Raw genomic sequence first — 20,831 nt, forward strand, 5'->3', positions numbered from 1 at the left:
ATGGACGTCAGTAAGACCCGTAGCAGTTTTTATCGGCGTTTGTACGTGGCGTGGTTGATCGACAGTGGCAAGGCCACCAGCGTACCGGCGCTGGTGGAGCAAACCGGCATGCCGCGGCGTACCGCCCAGGACACGCTGGCCGCATTGGCCGACCTGGACATCCTGTGTGAATTCGAACAGGCCGCCGGCGCGCGTAATCACATGGGGCGCTATGTGATCAGCCACTGGGGGCCGATCAACCCCGAATGGGTAGGGGCGCACATCGCCCAGCTGAAAAAGACGCTGGGCTACCCCTAAGCTCGGTGCATGCCAATGTGCGGTATGCCATCTTCCAGATAGACCTCACCGACGGCGGCGAAACCGTACGCGCCGTAATAACCCTGCAAATGCGCCTGGGCCGACAAATGAATCGCGGTCGCCGGCCAGCGAGCCTGTGCCTGCTCAAGGGCCTGCTGCATCATTGCGTGGCCCAGGCCTTGGCCCCGCGCTGCGCGGGCAATGACCACGCGGCCGATCACCACATCGCCGCCTTGGGTGGCAGGGTCTAGCAGACGCAGATAAGCGACCAGTTGGTCGGCATCCCACGCCATCAGGTGGCAGGTATCGCCTTGCAGGTCCTGGCCGTCGACCTCCTGATAGGGACACTGCTGCTCGACCACGAACACCGCCGTGCGCAGCGCGAGCACCGCGTACAACTCATGGATGCTCAGCTCTGCGTGGTGTTTGCAAACCCATTCCATGCTTACGGCACCTTTATTGACTATGTGTTGGCGCTATATTACGTCAAGCGCTGTCCCACGTAGGAGCGAGCTTGCTCGCGAAACACCTCAACGTTAACGCGCCCCGCCTGAATGGACGCGGCGTCTGTGAGTTTTTCGCGAGCAAGCTCGCTCCTACGGGTGGTATTTTCTTCAGCGCGCGGGGCCTTGCTCCGCTCCAGGATGGCGCAGATGCTGAGTTCTTTTCGAAGCGTGTGTCTATTGGCGTTGTTACTGACGACCCAGCCGGTGTTGGCCCACAAGCTACGGCTGGTGGCGGATATCTGGCCGCCGTTTACCGACGCAAGTATGGCCAATGGCGGGCTGGCCACCGAGCTGGTGACCACGGCGCTGACCAACGCCGGTTATACCACCGAGTTCGAGCAGGTGCCCTGGGCACGGGCCATGTTGGGCCTGAGCGAAGGCCGCTATGACGTGCTGATCAATGCCTGGTACAGCGATGAACGCACGCAGATCGGTGTGTTTTCTTCAGGCTATTGGCTCAACCGGATCATGTTCATCAAACGCAAAAATGTTCCCGTGCAATACCACGGCGATCTCGCTGCGTTTTACGCCGCCTCCATTGCCGTGGTGCGTGGCTATGCCTACGCCCCGGCCTTCGATATCGACGACCAGCTGCACAAAGTACCGGTGCATAACTTTTCCATGGCGGTGCGCATGCTCGCGGCTGAGCGAGTGGAATTGACCCTGGAAGATGAGTTGGTGGCCCGCTACTTTTTGCAGCGTGAGCCGCAGGCGGTGCGTGACCGCCTGGAGTTTCTGCCCGAGCCGTTGACCGAGAACCGCTTGCGCATTTTGGTCAGCTTGAAAACCCCCGACCATGACAAGATCGTCGCGGCATTCGACCGGGAGATCGATGCGATGAAAGCCAACGGTAGCTACGACCGCCTGATGAAGCGCTACGGCATGTAGTCAGGCCGCGGGGCTGTCTTTGACCAAGTGGGCGGCCAATGTGCGCAACGGCCCCAGTTGCCGGCAGATCAACGCCAGCTGGGTTTGCACCAGGCGCTGGCCCTCGTCGATCTCTTCGGGCACTTGCTCGAGCTCGCTAGCCAGGCTTTCTTCCGCATCGCTCTGAACCTGCACCGGTTGCTTGTTGGCCAGCCCAGTGGCGATTTCGTCGATGCTGCTGGCCAGGCTTTCGCCGACACCTTGGATCAGATGCTCACGTACCTCTTGCGGCAGCGACGCATCCCGGTGCGCGCCCAGCCCGGAGAGGTAGCTGAGCAGGGTATGCGACAGCACCAGAAAGCGAAAACCCACGTCAGCTTCTTTGCGAAAGTGCCCCGGCTCCATGAGCATATTGGCCAGGGTGGTGGACAGCGCGGCGTCGGCGTTGTGCGCATTGCGCCGGGCCAGGCGGTAAGCCAGGTCATCGCTCTTGCCCAGAGCGTACTGCTGCATGATCTGGCGCAGGTAAATACTGTTGCAGGTCAGGGTATTGGCCAGCACCTTGTTCAGCTTGCGCCCCTGCCAGTCCGGCAGGAATAGAAACACCGCCAGGCCAGCAATCAGGCTGCCGATCAGGGTATCGAACAAGCGCGGCAGAAACAGCCCATAGCCGTCGCTGGTTTGGTTGAAGCAGAACAGCACCATCAAGGTGATACCCGCCGTGGCCAGGGTGTAACGGGTGGTGCGGTTAACGAAGAACACCAGGCCGGCGATGATGGCGAATACCGACTGCACCACCGGGCTGGGGAACAGGTCGAACAGCGCCCAGCCGACGGTCAGGCCGATGGCTGTGCCGACAATCCGCTGCCCCAGCTTGCGCCGTGTGGCCCCGTAGCCGGGTTGGCAGACGAACAGGGTGGTGAGCATGATCCAGTAACCCTGGGAGGGGTGGATCAGGTGCACCGTGGCATAGCAAACCACTAGCGCCAGCGGCAGGCGCAAGGCATGGCGGAACAGCAAAGAAGTGGGTGTGAGGTTGTTGCGCAACCGGCTCCAGACGTCTTTGAGGGTGCGTGGCGAGCGGTCCAGCAGGCTGCTGTCGCTGGCGTCTGCCAGTTTGTCGGGGTTGCTGGCGTCGCTGAGCAGGCGGTCGAGCGTGCCCAGGTTGGCCGCCAATGCCCGCAGCGACCGCAGTAACCCGCGCCAAGCGGGGTTGCTCTGGTTGCGTAGGTAGTCGAGCGAGGCGTGCAGGTCGGCCAGGGCTTCGGCGAAGCTGTCGTCGTAAATGAACGGCTGGCGCAGTTGGATCGACTCTGACAAACGCTGGCAAGCCACCCCCTGCTGACGCAGCAGGCGCTGGCAGCGGAACAGTACGTCACTGTGAAAGAAGGCTTCGGCCAAGGCGTTGTAGGGGTAATGGGATGAGCTGGCGCGCTCGTGAATGTCTTGGGCCAGGAAATACAGCTTCAGGTAGCGGCTGACCTTGGAGCCAGGCCGGCCGTTGCCGACACGGTGCAGAATGATTTCTTTGGTCGAGTTCAGCGCCGCTACCACCCGGCCATTTTGCTTGGCCAGTTCCAGGCGCCGGGCCTCCACATCGAGCTGGCGGATCGGTTCGAACAGGCTGGACTTGAGTTTCAGGTAGTGCCCCAATTCGCGGAACAGCCGCGCCAGGGCCTGTTGCACCGGCTGATTGGCGAACAGGGCTTGCCAGAGTACCGAGAGCAAACCGTACCAGGCCGCCCCAGCGACCAACAGCATGGGCTCGTGCCAGAAATCCAGGACCGCGCCGCCGCGTTGGTCCACGCCGATCATGGTGTACACCGAGAGAATCAAGGTGGCGTAAGCAATGGCGCCATAGCGTTCGCCCAGGGCGCCCAGCATGGTCAGGCTGAAGCTGGCCAGGGCCAGGGCGCAGACGAACAGGATGGGGTAGGGGAACAGCAACTCGACCGCCACCGCCGCCAGGCCGAAGCTCACCAGGGTCACCGCCAACGCATTGATACGGCCTTGCCAGTTGTCGTCGGTTTCGGCCAGGGCGCAGGCAATGATTCCGAGAAACAGCGGGATCAACAGGCGCATCTCGTTCTGGTACCAGCACAGCGCCATGCTGCCGGTGAGGGCGATGAAGACCCGAACGCTGTAGCTGAACTTGTCTAGCGCCCAGAGGCGGCGCATGGATTGGCGAAATGAGGTCGATGCCATGGCGGGGCGAACCTGTCGAGGCAGATTAGGGGTGGCTCAGCGTTGCGCGCATGTTACCGACTATCGCGCCGCTCGTCAGGCAAATTGCGCCGCTGCATAACCCGAGGCCCATGCCCACTGGAAATTGAAACCGCCCAGGTGGCCACTGACGTCCAGCACCTCGCCGATAAAATACAGCCCAGGGCTTTTCAGCGACTCGAGGGTTTTCGAGGACACCTCGCGGGTATCCACCCCGCCCAGGGTGACCTCGGCGGTGCGGTAGCCCTCGGTGCCGGCCGGCACCAGGCGCCAGTGGGCCAAGCGCTCGGCGAGCTCATCCAGTTGGGCCGGCGTGTACTGTTTCATGGGGCGCGACTCGAACCACTGCTCGGCCAGCAGGTTGGCCATTTTTTTTGTGAACACTTCGCCCAATAGGGTTTTCAGTTCGCTATTGGGCCGTTCCGCTTGCTGTTCGCGCAGCCAGGTGGCGGCGTCGTGCTCGGGCAGGAGGTTGATCTCGATGGCTTCGCCGGGTTGCCAGAACGAGGAAACCTGCAAAATAGCCGGCCCGCTCAGGCCGCGGTGGGTGAACAGCAGGTTTTCTCGAAAGCTCTGGCCGTTGCAACTGGCCACGCAATCGACAGAGGTTCCGGACAACTCTGTGCATAGGGCTTTGAGTTGATCGGTAATGGTGAAGGGCACCAGCCCGGCCCGGGTCGGCAGCACCTGGTGGCCGAATTGGCGGGCCACCTCATAACCAAAGCCCGTGGCCCCCAGGGTGGGGATCGATAGGCCGCCGGTGGCGATCACCAAGGACTGGCAGGTGATCGGCCCGGCGCTGGTCTGCAGGCAGTAACCGCCCTCGACCTTGGCGATGGTCTGCACCGAAGTGTCCATGCGCAGGTCTACCTTGGCCTGTTCACACTCGCTCAAGAGCAGGCCGAGGATGTCGCTGGACTTGTTGTCACAAAACAGTTGGCCGAGCTTTTTCTCGTGGTACGCCACAGCGTGTTTGCCCACCAGTTCGATAAAGTCCCACTGGGTGTAACGGGCCAGGGCCGACTTGCAGAAGTGCGGGTTCTGCGAGAGAAAATTACTGGGCTCGGTGTACATGTTGGTGAAGTTGCAGCGCCCACCCCCGGACATGAGGATTTTCTTGCCGGGTTTGTTGGCGTGGTCGATGAGCATGACCGAGCGCCCGCGCTGCGCGGCGCTGAACGCGCACATCAGCCCTGCGGCACCAGCGCCGATGATAAGGATGTCGGTGAAACGCACTTGGTGGGTCCTTGGCTGTTAGGTTCTGTACGTAAAGTGCCTGCGCGTCGACCATGCTGCGTTAAAAACAGGCTCGAGCGCGAGTCCGATCGGAATGCTCATTTACAACCAGTAAAGTCGAATGCGACTCCAACCGTTCCTCGCCTGTTTTTGCCTTGCCTGATCGCCGCTCGGCGACTTTACGTACAGAACCTAGTCGTCGCGTGGGGCCTGGGGTACTTGCCCAGGGCCCCGATCTATGGCGCTAGCGCGCCGTCTCAGGTCAGAGAATCCGCACCCGCAGCGAGCGGCCTTTGATTTTGCCATCGTTCAAACGCTGCAGTGCCTGCTTGGCCACCGAACGGTCCACGGCCACGTATGCCTGGAAGTCGAAAATAGCGATTTTGCCCACCTGGGCCCCGGGGATCCCAGCTTCGCCGGTCAGGGCGCCGAGGATATCGCCCGGGCGGACTTTGTCCTTGCGCCCGCCACTGATGCACAGGGTGCTCATGGGCGGCAGCAGGGGTTCGCCGCCCTGGCTTTTCAGGTTGCTCAAGGGCTCCCAATGCAGCGGGGCTTTTTGCAGCTGTTCGACGGCTTGAGCGCGGTGGGCTTCGGCGGGGGCGACGAAGCTGATCGCCAGGCCTTTCTCACCGGCACGGCCGGTACGGCCGACGCGGTGAATGTGGATTTCCGAGTCCCGCGCCAGCTCCACGTTGATCACCATGTCCAAGGCATCGATGTCCAGGCCGCGTGCGGCGACATCCGTGGCCACCAACACCGAGGTGCTGCGGTTGGCGAACATCGCCAGCACCTGGTCGCGGTCACGTTGCTCCAGGTCACCGTGCAGGGGCACGGCACTGATGCCTTTGGCGGTCAGGTGGTCGACCACCTCCTGGCATTGCTGTTTGGTAAAGCAGAACGCTACGCAGGACTGTGGGCGGAAATGGGCCAGGGCTTTGACCACGGTGTCCATCCGCTCCTCGGGGGAGATCTCGTAGAAACGCTGCTCGATCTGGTTATCGGTGTGCAGCGCCTCGGCTTTGACTTGCTGCGGGTTGCGCATGAACTTGGACGACAGCTGCTTGATGCCCACCGGGTAGGTGGCGGAAAACAGCAGCGTTTGCCGGCGCTCAGGGGTCTTGTCGATGATGTCCGCGATGGCGTCATAAAAGCCCATGTCGAGCATGCGGTCGGCTTCGTCGAGCACCAGGGTATTGAGGCCGTCGAGTATCAGCGAGCCTTTGCGCAGGTGTTGTTGGATGCGCCCCGGGGTGCCGACGATGATATGCGCGCCATGCTCCAGCGAGGCGATCTGCGGGCCAAAAGACACACCGCCGCACAGGGTCAGCACTTTGATGTTGTCTTCCGAGCGCGCCAGGCGGCGGATTTCTTTGGCCACTTGGTCGGCGAGTTCGCGGGTGGGGCAAATAACCAACGCTTGGCAGCCGAAGTAGCGCGGGTTGATCGGATTCAGCAAGCCGATACCGAACGCCGCCGTTTTACCGCTGCCGGTCTTGGCCTGAGCGATCAGGTCCATGCCTTTGAGGATCACTGGCAGGCTTTGCGCCTGGATCGGCGTCATCTGGGCGTAGCCCAACGATTCCAGGTTGGCCAGCATGGCGGCGGACAGCGGCAGGGTGTTGAAAGCGGTGGCGATGGTGGTCACGGGACTGGGCCTGCAAAACAAAATGTCGCGCAGTGTACCAGCCCTGCGGCGTTTGCCCCTACGTTTGCTCCTCGGGTTCCAGACGAGGTGCACGCCGTGAGGCATGGCGGGGCAGTTGCATGAAGATCGCCGCCGCCAGCATGGCCATGATGCCGATGCTCAAGAAGGTCAACTGAAACGCCCCCAGTACGGTGCTCTCGCCGCCTTTATCGATCGCGCTGGTAAAGCCGCTCAGCAGGGCGCCGGCGCAGGCTACGCCCAAGCTCAAGGACAACTGCGCGACCACCGACAGCAGGCTGTTACCACTGCTGGCACTGGCATCGTCGAGGTCGATCAGGGTCACCGTGTTCATCGCGGTGAACTGCAGCGAGTTGACCGCGCCCAACAGGCCCAATTGCACCAGCAGCAACCAATAGGGCGTCGCGGCCGAGACCAGGCCCAAGCTGGCCAGCAGCACCCCCAGCAGCAAGGTATTGGCGGTCAGCAGGTTGCGATAACCCACCCGCTCGATCAGCGGCCGGGCCAGTGATTTGGCTACCATCGCCGAGGCGGCCAGGGGGATCATGCTCATCCCTGCCAGCGAAGGTGAGTAACCCAGCGCGACCTGCAGCAGCAACGGCACGAGAAAGGGCAGGGCGCCGCTGCCGAGGCGGGCGAACAGGTTGCCGAGGATGCCCACGGCGAAGGTCCGGGTGCGAAACAGCGATGGGGCGAACAGTGGATTGTCGATCCCGCCGGCGCGCAGCCAGTAGGCCGCCAGGCAGGCCATACCGATGAACAGCAGCAACATTACGCGCATGTGCGGCAGGTTCAATTCGCCCAGGCCTTCCATGGCGATGGTGATCAGCACCATCGCCGCACCGAACAGCACAAAGCCCACCCCGTCGAAGCGGGTCTGGCTGGCGCCGCGCAGGTCGGGGACAACCTTGTTAACGGCATAGCAGCCCAGGATGCCCACCGGCAGGTTAAGCAGGAAGATCCAATGCCAGGTCATGTACTCCACCATCCAGCCACCCAGGGTGGGGCCTAGCAGAGGGCCGAGTAACCCCGGCACGGTGATGAAACCGAGGATGCGTACCAACTCGGTACGCGGGTAAGCGCGCAGCACCACCAGGCGCCCGACCGGTAGCATCAAGGCCCCGCCCAGGCCCTGGACGATGCGCGCGGCGATCAGCATGTTCAGTGACCAGGACAACGCGCACAGCAGTGAGCCGGCGGTGAACAAAGCAATGGCGGTGAAAAACACCCGTTGGGTGCCGAAGCGGTCGGCGATCCACCCTGACGCGGGAATCAGCAGGGCCACCGTGAGCATGTAGGCGACGATCACCGACTGCATGCGCAAGGGGTTTTCCGCCAGATCTTGGGCCATGGCCGGGAGTGCCGTGTTCAGAATGGTGCCGTCCAGCGATTGCATGAAAAAGGCAATCGCGATGACCCAGGGTAACCAGCGGGCAGTGCGTGCATCGAGTGCGGGGATGGGCATCGTCGCTCTTCTGTCGGTGAGGGCGGCCGTTACAGGGTCAAGGTCAGGCTGTTGACCAAGGCGCCGGGTAGCAGGGTCGAACTGGTCTTGCGTTCGCCGTAGGTGCTGGTGGACAAGATAAGTTCGCGCTCTGCGGTCAGCGCTTGCAACTGGCTGCCCAGCAAGTCGTACACGCTGTCGTCGAAACGCATGGTGCTGACCGGCGCAACGATCTGACCGTCCTCCACCCAAAAAGTGGCAAACCGTGTGAGCCCGGTCAGGCGCGCCGCCGACAGGTCCGAATAGTTGAGATACCACAGGTTGCTGATGTATAGGCCGGTGCCCAACTGCGCCAGCACCTCGGCCTGGGGCAAATGGCCGGGGCCGACTTGCAGGGCGCTAGGCGACTCGCCGCCGTCGGCGCCGTTACCTTCAAGGCCATACTCGGCGGCGCTGCGCGAGTCCACCAAGCGCCCGCTGGCGGCGCCACGGGCGATCAGGCTGACGTCGCTGCGGGGAAAACCCTCATAGGAAAAGCGCGGGCTCAGTGAGTCGCTGACCTGTTCGCTCACGCTCAATAGCGGGCTGAGCAAGCTGCTGCCGCTGTACAGGCGCTGCAGGGGGCTGTCTTTATTGGCCAGGGCGCGGGCAGAGAAACCGCCCCAGCACAGCATGCCGATGATCTCATCCAAAGCAGCGGGCGCCAGGTAAGCGCGGTACTGGCCGGGGGCAAGGGTTTTCAGTGGGCGCGCCAGATGGTCGAGCTGTTCACGGGACTGTTGCAAGCGTTGCAGGAAGTCGCTGGCCTGCCAGGCTTGGCCGGCATAGTTGGCTTTGACGGCCTGGCCGTTGGCGTGAAAAAGGCTCCAGTCGAAATTGAAGCTATTGGCCTGGTGCCAGCCGAGCGCGCCCTCGGAACTGGCAAAACCTCGGCAGATCGGCCCGGCGGCGTAGATGCCGACCAGGTCCAGACCCTGCGCGGCCGCGCCGATCTGTTCGATCACCGCCTGGGCCGGCGGCAGTGGCGTGGCTTGCTCGGTCTGGCTGTGCCAGGCGGCGTCGTTGAGCTGCAAGTAGGGGTCAAGCGGCAATAACGGCAGGGTTTGCCTGAGTTGCTGCAAGCCGTCGCCCAGGCGCTGCAGGTCGCTGTCGAGGTCTTCGGCGAGGGTCAATTCCAAGTCAGCCTGGCGGCCGCCGTCGACCAGTTTCAAATAGACCTTGGTCTGTTGTACGTGGCCGGCTTGGCGCACCTTGCCATGGTTGAAACGGATAAAGTCGGAAGCCTCGGCGTTGTAGCTGAAGGTAAAACGTTCCGGCGCCTGGACGTGCTCGCGCAACCACTGGGCCAGTTGTTGAAAGTGCTCGGCAGGGCTTTGCATTAGGCTTGCCCCCCGAACACATCGATCTGGCTGAACACACAGGCCGGCGATGCATGGCCCACGCGCACCACCTGGTTGGGTTCGCCCTTGCCGCAATTGGGCGTGCCCAATACCTGGAAGGTACTGGCGTCGCCCACTGCACTCAGGTTGCTCCAGAACTGCGCAGAAATACCGCGATAATTCGGATTCTTCACCACGCCTTTGAGCTCCCCATCCTCAATCAATTGGCCCCACTCGCAGCCGAACTGGAATTTGTTGCGGGCATCGTCAATGGACCACGAGCGATTGGTCGACATCAGCACCCCGCGCTCGATCCCTGCGATCAACTGGGCCATTGGCTGGTCGCCAGGCTCGATATTCAGGTTAGCCATGCGGTCGATGGGCGCCCGGTTCCAGCTACAGGCACGGCTGTTGGCGACCCCGGCGAGCCCACTGCGCTGCTGCGAGAGGGCGCCGCCCAAGGGGCGTAGCAAGAGGCCGTCGCGGATCAGAAAGGCTTTGTGCGCCGGGCTGCCATCGTCGTCGTAGGCATAGCTGGCCAGTTCTTCGCGGATCTCAGGATCGAACGTGATGTTCAGCAGCTTCGAGCCATATTGCAAGTGACCGAAGTCGCTAGCCTTGACGAAGCTGGTGCCGGCGTAATTGCGCTCGTCACCGAGGATGCGGTCCAGCTCCAAGGGGTGGCCGATGGATTCGTGGATCTGCAGCATCATCTGGTCGGGGGTCAGGAGCAGGTCGTAGGTGCCGGTCGGGGTGTTCGGCGCCAGCAGCAACTGCAGCGCCTGATCGGCCACGTGCGCGCCAGCGCCGACAATGCCGCAGCGGCTGATGACATCGGCGCCGCCCTGCTGGCCGAAGTTCTCCCGGCCCAAACTGCGGGTCTGGCTGTCGTTGCCGTCGTAGGCGGTGACGCTAAGGCCAGGGAAGACAAAGCGCTGGGCCTGGCGGATTTGCGCACCGGCACTGTTCAAGTAGATTTGCTCGACCGTGCTGACCCCCAGGCTGACTTGCCAATTCACCAGGCGCCCATCGCGGGGCACTGCGGCAGATTCGCCGTGGAGTAATTGGTAGCACTCCCCCAGAGCGGGGAAGGGTGTCTCCAACTGCGGGGACAGGTAGTCAAAGCGGGCCTCGGCGACCGTGTGCTCGCTAAGGTCGAGCAGTGCGTGCCCCGAGGCCGCTCGGGCTAGCGCCTCTGCGTGTTCGAGGGCGCGTTGCAGGCCTGCCTGGGAGAGGTCGCCGGTGGCCGCGTAAGCCTCTACGCCATTGAGCCGGACTGTCAGCATGACGCCTTCGTCGTGGCTCAAGGCAGGCGGTTCGGCGATGTTCTTGCGCACCGCCAGGTGCTGGCTGGCCTGGCGCACATGGCGCAGGGAATGGAACTGCGCCTGGGTACGCAGCGCCGCAAAGCGCTGCTGCAGTGTGGCGGTGGCGTCGAACATCGGGGCCTCTCATGGCGAGGGTTGTTCAGAGCAGTAGTCAACGGTGTTAAGGCTGCTTAAAGCGGGCAACCTTTGCTGCGCAGGATCGCGTCGAAACGGTCGGGGTCTAGCGTGCCGGCCTCGATAGCGGCCAGCGTGGCCTTTTCGCGGGCCAGCAAGTCGTTGCAGCGCACCAACAGTTCGGGCAACTCGGCGCGGGCCGCAGCGACTACACCGTCACCGTCGCCGATCATCAAGTCACCGGGCATGACCAGCATGCCTGCGCAGGAAATCGGTACGTTGATCTCGCCGCCGCCGTCAGTGCTTGGGCCACGGTGCACGCCGCCGATGGCGTAGGCCGGCAGCTCGCCGGTTTGCCATTCGTCGAGGTCGCGCAAGGCGCCGTTAATGACGACACCAACGATACCGGCCTTCAACGCCATGGCACGCATGATGCCGCCAAATACCGCGCGGGTCAGGTCGGCGCTGCCGTCGATGACCAGTACGTCGCCGGGGCGGGCCATTTGCATGGCTTTGAGGATCATCAGGTTGTCGCCTGGGCGAACCCGCACGGTCAGGGCGCTGCCGAGCATCGGCGCGCTGCCGTGGAAGGGGCGCAGGCCGAGGCCGCCGACGTTACGCCCGAGGCAGTCGCTGACAGCGGCCGCAGGGATCTTGCTGAATTCCTTCAGCCACTTTGGGTCCAGGGGTTCTACGTTGGGGTTGATCAAGTAGCCGGTGGGCCATTTGCTCGAAGAGACAACATCAAACATGGGTAAAAGCCTCTTGGCCAGCTAGCGCCAGCGTATCGATAATGCGGAGCTTAAGCTTAGGCCTGTGATGGGGGGAGGGGCAAGCTTGGGTGGGCAGGGCAAAAGATCGGGGGTGTAGGAGGGGCCTTGGCCCCGATCTTTCGATCTTCAGGCCCCAGCCACCTCACGCAACGGCTTGCCACGTACCGGCGCGTCACCGGCCACATAATAATCAGCCGTACTGCGCGGCAGTGCCTGACGCCCACGGATCTTGTCGGCGATTTTTTCGGCGATCATGATCGTCGGCGCATTCAGGTTGCCGGTGGTGATGATCGGCATGATCGAAGCATCCACCACGCGAATGCCCTGCAGGCCATGCACCCGGCCTTCGCCGTCGACCACGGCCATTGCGTCGGTGCCCATTTTGCACGTGCAGGACGGGTGATACGCCGTCTCGGCGTGTTCGCGAATGAACTGGTCCAGTTGCTCGTCTGTTTGCACATCCGCGCCGGGGCTGATTTCGCGGCCACGGTAAGCGTCTAGCGCAGGCTGCTGCATGATCTCGCGGGTCAGGCGGATGCCGTCGCGAAACTCCTGCCAGTCTTGCTCGCTGGACATGTAATTGAACAGGATGCTTGGGTATTCCCGTGGGTCCTTGGATTTCACCTGGACGCGGCCACGGCTCGGCGAGCGCATGGAGCCCACGTGCGCCTGGAAGCCGTGCTCTTTCACACCCTTAGTGCCGTTGTAATTGATCGCCACCGGCAGGAAGTGGTACTGGATATTCGGCCATTCGAAATCGGGCCGCGAGCGAATGAAACCGCCGGCTTCGAACTGGTTGCTGGCGCCGATGCCGGTGCCGTTGAACAGCCATTCGGCACCAATGGCGGGCTGGTTCCACCAGAGCAACGAGGGGTACAGCGAGACCGGTTGGGTGCAAGCGTATTGCAGGTACATCTCCAAGTGGTCTTGCAGGTTCTGGCCAACGCCTGGCAGGTCGTGTACCAGGGGGATGTCCAAGCTTTGCAGGAGCTCTTTGGGGCCAACGCCCGAGCGTTGCAGCACCAACGGCGAGGCGATAGCGCCGCTGCACACCAAGACTTCTTTGCGGGCACGGGCTTCGACGCGGGCGTCACTGTCGCCCACCATGTACTGCACACCCACGGCACGCTTACCCTCGAACACCACTTTGTCGGTCAGGGCGTGGGTAACGATGGTCAGGGTCTGGCGAGCTTTGGCCTGGTCCAGGTAACCGCGAGCGGTGCTGGCACGGCGGCCATTCTTGGTCACGGTGCGGTCCATGGGGCCGAAGCCTTCTTGCTGGTAGCCATTGAGGTCGTCGGTACGCGGGTAACCCGCTTGCACCCCGGCTTCGACCATGGCCTTGAACAGCGGATTGTTACCCGCTTTAGGTGTGGCCACGCTTACCGGGCCTTCGCCGCCATGGTAGTCGTTGGGGCCGATATCACGGGTTTCTGCCTTGCGGAAATACGGCAGGCAGTCATGGTAGGTCCAGTCTTCCAGGCCCGGTTGCTTGGCCCAGTTGTCGTAGTCCATGGCGTTACCACGGATGTAGCACATGCCGTTGATCAACGACGAGCCACCCAGGCCCTTGCCGCGCCCGCACTCCATGCGACGGTTGTTCATGTAGGGCTCGGGCTCGGTTTCGTAGGCCCAGTTATAGCGCCGACCTTGCAGCGGAAACGCCAGGGCAGCTGGCATTTGCGTGCGGAAGTCGACGCGATAGTCCGGGCCACCGGCTTCGAGCAGCAATACGGTCACGTTAGGGTCTTCGGTCAGGCGTGTGGCCAGGGTGTTGCCGGCCGAGCCGGCACCGATAATGATGTAATCGAATTCTTTAGACATGGGCCCTCCTGGGGCAGCTTCGAGCAAGGAGCTGAAAGCTTTAAGCGGGTAGACGGTCAGTAGAGGCGGCGGGCGAGCCGAGGTTCAGCAGGTCGCTCGCCCCGGCTGCTTGCAAGCACAAGCAGCGGCCCCTAGAACACCGAGGCGTAGTCGCCCAGTTCCACCTGCACGGATTTGATGCGCGTGTACTGAGCCAGCGAGCTGATACCGTTCTCGCGGCCGACGCCGGACTGCTTGTAGCCACCGACCGGCATCTTGGCGTCGGATTCGCCCCAGGCGTTGATCCAGCAGATGCCTGCTTCGAGCTGATGGATCACCCGGTGAGCGCGGCTCAGGTCGCGGGTAACGATGCCAGCTGCCAAGCCCATTTCGGTGTCGTTGGCGCGGCGCACCACTTCTTCTTCGCTGTCGTAGCCGAGGATGCTCATGACCGGGCCAAAGATTTCTTCACGCACGATGGTCATCTGGTCGGTGCAGTCGGTGAACACCGTCGGTGCCACGAAAGCGCCTTGGCCCAGCGCACCCTCGCTCAGACGTTCGCCGCCGCACAGGACGCGGGCGCCTTCGGCCTTGCCCTTGGCAATGTAGCCCAAGACGTTTTCCATGTGGGCGAAGCTCACCAGAGGGCCGAAATTGGTGTTTTCATCTTCCGGGTCGCCGATGCGGATGCGCTGGACGCGTTCGAGAATCTTGGCTTCCAGCTCGGCCTTCAAGGCGTTGGGCACGAACACCCGGGTGCCGTTGGTGCAGACTTGGCCGGAGCTGTAGAAGTTGGCCATCATGGCGATGTCGGCGGCCTTGTCTAGGTCGGCATCGTCAAAGATGATCAAGGGGGACTTGCCACCCAGCTCCATGGTGACTTCTTTGAGGGAAGAGCTGGAGGCACTGGCCATGACTTTCTTACCGGTGCTGACGCCGCCAGTGAAGGAAATCTTCTCGATGCGCGGGTGTTCGGTCAGCCAGGCGCCCACTTCGCTGCCTGTGCCGGTCACAACGTTGAATACGCCATCGGGCAAGCCAGCTTCGGTATAGATTTCGGCCAGCTTCAAGGTGGTCAGGGACGTCACTTCACTGGGCTTGAAAATCATTGCGTTGCCGGCAGCCAGGGCCGGGGCAGACTTCCACAGGGCGATCTGGATCGGGTAGTTCCAGGCGCCGATGCCTGCGGTGACGCCCAGTGGCTCGCGGCGAGTGTAGATAAACGACGAGTCGCGCAGGGGAATCTGCTCGCCTTCGATCGAAGGCACCAGCCCGGCATAGTATTCCAGCACGTCGGCACCGGTGACGATGTCGACGAAGCGGGTTTCCGAAAGGGCCTTGCCGGTGTCCAGGGTTTCCAGGTGCGCCAGTTCATCGTTGCGCTCGCGCAGGATGTCGACCGCGCGGCGCAGAATTCGCGAGCGCTCTACGGCGGTCATTGCCGCCCAGACTTTCTGGCCTTTTTCGGCACTCACCACGGCGCGCTCGACGTCGGCTTGGGTAGCACGTTGGATATGAGCGAGGACTTCACCGGTCGCCGGATTGATGGATTCGAAAGTCGCATCGCTGGAGGCATCGACGTAACCGCCGTCGATATAGAGTTTTTGCAGTTCGAAACGGGCCATAGGGTCCTCGCATATACGGTTGAAGTGGGTGACAACGGCGAGACCTGAGCCTCAGCGCTGTTGTTTCGCCAGTTGCGCGTCCATGTATTCGTGGGCAATGGCTTGCGCTTGTTCGGTGTCGAAGGCATCGCCCGACAGTGCGCCGCGTAGCCATAAACCGTCGATCAGTGCCGCCAGGCCGCGGGCTGCACTGCGGGCCTCGGGCAACGGCAATACTCGGCGGAACTGGCAACACAGGTTCGAGTACAGCCGATGATCGTTGATCTTTTGCAGCCGGTGCAGCGATGGCTGATGCATGCTGGCGGCCCAGAAGGCCAGCCAGGTTTTCATGGCAGGGCCGTTGACTTGGCTGGCGTCGAAGTTGCCCGCGATGATCACTTGTAAGTGAGCGCGGGGAGTGTCTTCGAGCAAAGCTCGGCGGCGTGCGGCTACGTTGTCGATCAACACGTTCATCAGGTAGCGCATGGTGGCCGCGATCAAGCCGTTTTTGTCCCGGAAGTAGTGGCTGATGATGCCGTTGGACACCCCAGCGAGCCGGGCAATCAATGCAATGCTGGCGTCTGCCATGCCGACCTGATCGATGGCGGTCAGGGTGGCTTCAATCAGCTGTTGGCGGCGTATAGGTTGCATGCCGACTTTGGGCATCGGTGGGCTCTCCTCGGCCTGCGAATGTGTAACAGTCTATTTTATTTTGATTGATCGTTCAATCAATAAAAAAAGAGGGGCCGACTGCATGTGCGTCGGCCCCTCGAGATTGCTGGCTTTTAGCCTAGGTTTTTGCCCAGTAGCGCGTGGTAGAGTTCGGTATCCCCCAGGATTCCTACCACCTGATTGTTGTCCTGCAGCACCAGTTTTTTGCCGGTGTGGTAACGGATCTGCAAGGCATCGCGCATGCTGATGTCGGCGCCCACCAAGGTGGGGTTGCGGTCCAACGCCTCGACCGGTTGGCCGGGCGCCCACTGTTGCACCGGTAGGGCGGCAGCGCCCTGGCGAGCGCTTTGCAAGGTGTCGCCGGCGGCCAGGTCGAGCCATGAGTCGTCGCCGGGGTCTAGGCAGACCGAGCCATTGACCCGTTTGCAGTTGTCCAGTGTGCGCATCAGGCTACGCCCGCATAGCACGTTGAGCGGGTTGGTGTGGGCCACGAAGGTGCGCACGTAATCGTCCGCAGGGTTGAGCACGATCTCTTCGGGCTTGCTGTACTGGACGATCCGGCCGTCTTTCATGATCGCGATGCGCGTGCCCAGCTTCAGGGCTTCGTCGAGGTCATGGCTGACGAACACAATGGTTTTGTTCAGCTTGCGTTGCAGTTCCAACAGTTCGTCCTGCAGGCCTTGGCGAATCAGCGGGTCCAGTGCCGAGAACGGCTCATCCATCAGCAAAATGTCGGCGTCCATGGCCAGCGCCCGGGCCAGGCCCACGCGTTGCTGCATGCCGCCAGACAGCTCATGGGGCTTCTTGTTGCGCCATTGGGTCAGCCCCACCAGTTGAAGCTTTTCATCCACCAGCTTGCGCCGCTCTTTCTCGGGCCGACCCTGCATTTCCAGGCCGAAGCTGATGTTCTCGCGCACGGTCAGCCAGGGCATCAGGGCGAATTTCTGAAACACCATGGCGATGCGTTTGGTGCGCATCATCTTCAGTTCGGCCGGGGTGCACGAGGCGACGTCGATCTGCGCGCCTTCATGTTCGATGAACAGCTTGCCGCGGCTGACGGTATTGAGGCCGTTGATACAGCGCAGCAGGCTCGACTTGCCCGAGCCGGACAGGCCCATCAATACGCAGATCTCACCTTTGTTGATGTCCAGGCTGGCTTTTTCTACACCCACCACCTGGCCGGTTTTTTTCAGGATCTGGTCGCGGGTCATGCCCTCGTCCAGCAGGCCAAGGGCTTCTTGTGGGCTCTTGGAGAACACCACGTCAACGTCTTCGAAGCGAATGATGCTCATGCGTCAGTCCCCTTTTTCGCTTCCGGTTGTTTGCAGATACGGTCGAGCATGATCGCCAGCAGAACGATCGCCAGGCCGGCTTCGAAGCCCAAGGCGATATCGGCGGTGTTCAGTGCGTTGACCACGGGTTTGCCCAGGCCGTCGGCGCCCACCAGGGCGGCGATCACCACCATCGACAGTGACAGCATGATGCATTGGGTGATCCCCGCCGCGATGCTTGGCATGGCATGGGGCAGTTCGATGCGCGAGAGCAACTGGCTGCGCGAGCAACCGAAGGCCTTACCGGCATCCATCAGTTCTTCTGGCACGTCGCGAATCCCCAAGTAGGTCAGGCGGATGGGCGCGGCAATGGCGAATACCACCGTGGAGATAAGCCCAGGTACGACGCCAAGGCCAAACAGGGTCAGGGTGGGGATCAGGTAAACGAAGGTCGGTACGGTTTGCATCAAATCGAGCACTGGCCGCATGGCCGTGTAGAACATGGGCTTGTGCGCGGCAACGATGCCCAGCGGCACGCCAATCACCACGCAAACGAGGGTGGCGAACAACACTTGGGCCAGGGTTTCCATGGTTTCTTGCCAGTAACCCAGGTTGAGAATCAGCAGGAACGACAGTACGACAAACACCGTCAGCCCCCATTTACGTTGGATAAAATGCGCCAGGGCCGCGATCAGCACGATCAGCGCCAGCGGGTTGAACCAGGTCAGGGCGAAGGTGAAGCCGTGAATCAGGCCTTCCAGGGTCACCGCAATGGCGTCGAAGGTGCTGGCGCCGTGTTCGGTCAGCCAGTCGACGAAGGCTGCGATGTATTCGCCGAGGGGGATTTTATGATCGGTCAGCATGGTCATGAACGTCCGCGTGCAAGGGAATAAGTGCCGGTTGGGGCAGGTGTACCTGCCCCAAGGCGATTATTGCGACAGCTTGGCCTTGGCGGCGTCCAGGCCTGGTTTGCCATCAACGGTGGTGACACCGGCGAGCCAGGTGTCGAGCACCTGCGGGTTTTTCTTCAGCCAGGCTTTGGCGGCAGCGTCAGGCTTCATCTTGTCGTCCAGGACGTTGCCCATCAGCGTGCTTTCCATCTCCAGGGTGAAGGACAGGTTTTTCAGCAATTGGCCGACGTTGCTGCATTCCTGGGCGTACCCTTTGCGGGTGTTGGTGTAGATGGTCGCCTGGCCAAAATTGGGGCCGAAGAACTCGTCGCCACCGGTCAGGTACTTCATCTTGAAACGGTTGTTCATGGGGTGCGGTTCCCAACCCAGGAACACCACGTCGGTGTTGCGCTTCTGGGCACGGTCGACTTGGGAAAGCATGCCTGCCTCGCTCGACTCAACGACTTTGAAACCGGCGTCTTTGAGGCCAAAGGCGTTCTTGTCGATCATGCTTTGAATCAGGCGGTTGCCATCGTTGCCGGGCTCGATACCGTAGATCTTGCCGCCCAGTTCCTTCTTGAACTTGGCGATGTCGGCGAAATCGTGCAGGCCTTTGTCGTACAGCGCTTGGGGTACGGCCAGGGTGTACTTGGCATTTTCCAGGTTGGCGCGCACGGTTTCCACGGTGCCCGCTTCGCGGTAGGCCTTGATGTCGTTTTCCATGGTCGGCATCCAGTTACCCAGGAAGACATCCATGTTCTTGCCATCGGCCAGGGACTTGTAGGTCACCGGCACGGAGATCATCGTGGTTTTGGTCTTGTAGCCCAAGGATTCGAGCACTGCACTGGTGACCGCAGTGGTTACGGTGATGTCGGTCCAGCCGACGTCGGAAAAGTTGACGGTGGCGCATTTGGCGGGTTCTGCGGCCTGGGCTAGCACCGGCAAGCTCAGTAACGCGGTCAACAATAACGAGGGTGAACCTTTCATGAAATGGACTCCTTGGTTTTTCGAGGCTGGGTTCCCTGACGGGCCGCAGCGCTTTATAGGATCGCGTTCGGGGGAGTGCGGCACGACGCGCTCTGGCCGGGTGCCCTGCAGTCGAGTCGAGCTGATCATGGACCAGTGAAAATCCAACGCCTACAGGCAGCGTCGTAACCAGTACACATGGGGTCGTATCCAGTGCCGGAGACGTCGCTTACAGAGTATCTGGCCGCTCTCGCGACGTACCGGCGGCCCGAAAGCGGCACGCTAACGTTCACGGCGTTGCTGAACATGGTTGAGTCGGTTGCAGACTCTGGTGGCTTCGACAAAAGGCTGATGATGCGCTCGCCACCCATCGCCGCAACCTTCGAAAGGCCTGCATTCCATGGCAATCAGCGTATTTGACCTGTTTAAGATCGGTATCGGCCCATCCAGTTCGCACACCGTCGGCCCCATGCGGGCCGCCGCTTTGTTCGTGCAAGGTTTGCGTGAACGTGGTGAGCTAGGACAGGTGAAACGCGTAGAAGTGCAATTGTACGGGTCGCTGGCCGCCACCGGCATCGGCCACGGCAGCGATAACGCCGTGATCATGGGGTTGATGGGCGAATGGCCCGATGCGGTCGACCCCAGCAGCATTGGCTTGCACATTGCGACCTTGCGCGAGACCGACACGCTGCATTTAGCCGGCGAGCGTGAGGTGCCTTTCCACTGGGCGCGGGACATGCGCCTGCTGGACGAAAACCTGCCTTACCACCCCAATGCCCTGACCTTGGTTGCCGAAGGCGAGGGCGGCGAGCTGCACCGCGACACTTACTATTCGGTAGGCGGTGGGTTTGTCGTCGATGCGGCCCAGGCCGCCAGTGGCGTGCTCGACGCCGACACCACGGTGTTGCCTTACGACTTCGACAGTGCTGCGCAGTTGCTCGAGCTGTGCGAGCGCCACAACCTTCGTGTGGCTGAGCTGATGATGGAGAACGAAAAGGTCTGGCGCCCGGAAGCAGAAATCCGCGCCGGCCTGATGACCCTCTGGCAGGCCATGCAGGCCTGCGTCGAGCAAGGTTTAAAGCACGAGGGCGTGCTGCCGGGTGGTCTCAACGTGCGCCGCCGCGCCGCTCGCCTGCACCGTAGCCTGTTGGAGTTGAACAAACCCAACGTGATCGGCTCGACCCTCAGCGCGATGGAGTGGGTGAACCTGTTCGCCCTGGCCGTCAACGAAGAAAACGCCGCCGGTGGGCGCATGGTCACGGCACCCACCAATGGCGCGGCAGGGATCATTCCAGCCGTGCTGCACTACTACATGAAATTCAGCGACGAAGTCAGTGAGGCCAATGTGGTGGACTACCTATTGGCCGCCGCCGCCGTGGGCATTCTGTGCAAAAAGAATGCATCCATTTCCGGGGCCGAGGTCGGCTGCCAGGGCGAGGTAGGCTCTGCCTGCGCCATGGCGGCGGCGGGCTTGGCAGAGATCCTCGGCGCCACCCCTGCGCAGCTGGAAAACGCGGCGGAGATCGGCCTGGAGCACAACCTGGGCCTGACCTGCGATCCGGTGGGCGGCTTGGTTCAGGTGCCTTGCATCGAGCGTAATGCCATCGCTGCCGTCAAAGCCATCAACGCCGCGCAAATGGCTTTGCGCGGCGATGGTCAGCACTTCATTTCCCTGGATCGAGTGATTCGCACCATGCGCGACACCGGCGCCGACATGCACGACAAATACAAGGAAACCTCGCGCGGTGGTCTGGCAGTCAGCGCCATCGAATGCTGAGTGCGCACTGATGCG

The 20,831-nt window shown here is 62.0% G+C and carries 17 protein-coding genes; 3 read left to right on the top strand and 14 right to left on the bottom strand.

Translation table 11 applies throughout. The annotated features are described in order from the left end of the window. Positions 1-297 carry a helix-turn-helix domain-containing protein gene (locus QCL65_RS02955; RefSeq protein WP_407314724.1) on the top strand — a complete coding sequence of 99 codons (297 nt, stop codon included), beginning with the start codon at positions 1-3 and terminating at the stop codon, positions 295-297. Here QCL65_RS02955 and QCL65_RS02960 read toward each other — a convergent pair. After that, entirely contained in the window at positions 294-740 is a 447-nt protein-coding gene (locus QCL65_RS02960) for a GNAT family N-acetyltransferase (protein ID WP_407314726.1), read from the bottom strand. The genes QCL65_RS02955 and QCL65_RS02960 overlap by 4 nt on opposite strands. Before the next feature lie 210 nt (positions 741-950). Here QCL65_RS02960 and QCL65_RS02965 point away from each other — a divergent pair, with 210 nt between their 5' ends. After that, complete coding sequence (locus QCL65_RS02965) at positions 951-1,691, top strand: substrate-binding periplasmic protein (protein ID WP_407314728.1); 741 nt, start codon at positions 951-953, stop codon at positions 1,689-1,691. Here the strand turns inward: QCL65_RS02965 and yccS are convergent, their stop codons facing one another. The 13 genes from yccS to QCL65_RS03030 all read right to left on the bottom strand — a co-directional run bounded on the left by yccS (position 1,692) and on the right by QCL65_RS03030 (position 19,060). Then, a complete protein-coding gene (gene yccS, locus QCL65_RS02970; RefSeq protein WP_407314730.1) occupies positions 1,692-3,875 on the bottom strand; it encodes a YccS family putative transporter in 2,184 nt (727 codons plus the stop codon). It lies immediately after the preceding gene. Positions 3,876-3,950: 75 nt separating this feature from the next. Continuing rightward, positions 3,951-5,129 (bottom strand): NAD(P)/FAD-dependent oxidoreductase, encoded by a 1,179-nt coding sequence (locus QCL65_RS02975; protein ID WP_407314732.1) that lies wholly within the window; start codon positions 5,127-5,129, stop codon positions 3,951-3,953. A gap of 262 nt (positions 5,130-5,391) precedes the next feature. Continuing rightward, on the bottom strand, positions 5,392-6,729 hold the full coding sequence (dbpA, locus tag QCL65_RS02980; protein WP_407316649.1) for an ATP-dependent RNA helicase DbpA: 1,338 nt from the start codon (positions 6,727-6,729) through the stop codon (positions 5,392-5,394). Between the two features lie 106 nt (positions 6,730-6,835). Then, entirely contained in the window at positions 6,836-8,260 is a 1,425-nt protein-coding gene (gene mdtD, locus QCL65_RS02985; RefSeq protein WP_407314734.1) for a multidrug transporter subunit MdtD, read from the bottom strand. A 29-nt stretch (positions 8,261-8,289) separates the two neighbouring features. After that, positions 8,290-9,618 carry a TldD/PmbA family protein gene (locus tag QCL65_RS02990; protein ID WP_407314736.1) on the bottom strand — a complete coding sequence of 443 codons (1,329 nt, stop codon included), beginning with the start codon at positions 9,616-9,618 and terminating at the stop codon, positions 8,290-8,292. Continuing rightward, the gene (locus QCL65_RS02995; RefSeq protein WP_407314737.1) at positions 9,618-11,060 is read right to left on the bottom strand and encodes a TldD/PmbA family protein; all 1,443 of its coding nucleotides are present in this window, start codon (positions 11,058-11,060) and stop codon (positions 9,618-9,620) included. The genes QCL65_RS02990 and QCL65_RS02995 overlap by 1 nt, the downstream gene beginning before the upstream one ends. A gap of 56 nt (positions 11,061-11,116) precedes the next feature. Continuing rightward, complete coding sequence (locus tag QCL65_RS03000) at positions 11,117-11,812, bottom strand: RraA family protein (RefSeq protein ID WP_407314739.1); 696 nt, start codon at positions 11,810-11,812, stop codon at positions 11,117-11,119. A gap of 147 nt (positions 11,813-11,959) precedes the next feature. Beyond that, the gene (gene betA / locus QCL65_RS03005) at positions 11,960-13,657 is read right to left on the bottom strand and encodes a choline dehydrogenase (RefSeq protein WP_407314741.1); all 1,698 of its coding nucleotides are present in this window, start codon (positions 13,655-13,657) and stop codon (positions 11,960-11,962) included. A 131-nt stretch (positions 13,658-13,788) separates the two neighbouring features. Further along, a complete protein-coding gene (betB, locus tag QCL65_RS03010; RefSeq protein ID WP_407314743.1) occupies positions 13,789-15,261 on the bottom strand; it encodes a betaine-aldehyde dehydrogenase in 1,473 nt (490 codons plus the stop codon). Positions 15,262-15,312: 51 nt separating this feature from the next. Beyond that, positions 15,313-15,906 carry a transcriptional regulator BetI gene (gene betI / locus QCL65_RS03015; protein WP_407314745.1) on the bottom strand — a complete coding sequence of 198 codons (594 nt, stop codon included), beginning with the start codon at positions 15,904-15,906 and terminating at the stop codon, positions 15,313-15,315. 119 nt (positions 15,907-16,025) lie between these two features. Next, entirely contained in the window at positions 16,026-17,204 is a 1,179-nt protein-coding gene (gene choV / locus QCL65_RS03020) for a choline ABC transporter ATP-binding protein (protein WP_407314747.1), read from the bottom strand. Continuing rightward, positions 17,201-18,046 carry a choline ABC transporter permease subunit gene (choW, locus tag QCL65_RS03025; RefSeq protein WP_407316651.1) on the bottom strand — a complete coding sequence of 282 codons (846 nt, stop codon included), beginning with the start codon at positions 18,044-18,046 and terminating at the stop codon, positions 17,201-17,203. Before choW ends, choV begins: the two co-directional genes overlap by 4 nt. Positions 18,047-18,112: 66 nt before the next feature. After that, positions 18,113-19,060 (bottom strand): choline ABC transporter substrate-binding protein, encoded by a 948-nt coding sequence (locus QCL65_RS03030; protein ID WP_407314749.1) that lies wholly within the window; start codon positions 19,058-19,060, stop codon positions 18,113-18,115. A 379-nt stretch (positions 19,061-19,439) separates the two neighbouring features. Here QCL65_RS03030 and QCL65_RS03035 point away from each other — a divergent pair, with 379 nt between their 5' ends. Then, positions 19,440-20,816, top strand: coding sequence for an L-serine ammonia-lyase (locus QCL65_RS03035; RefSeq protein ID WP_407314751.1), 1,377 nt, complete (start codon positions 19,440-19,442; stop codon positions 20,814-20,816). Positions 20,817-20,831: the final 15 nt, after the last annotated feature.

Origin of the sequence: Pseudomonas sp. nanlin1 (genome assembly GCF_045571515.1) — a bacterium.
In the GTDB taxonomy this organism is placed as follows: Bacteria; Pseudomonadota; Gammaproteobacteria; order Pseudomonadales; family Pseudomonadaceae; genus Aquipseudomonas.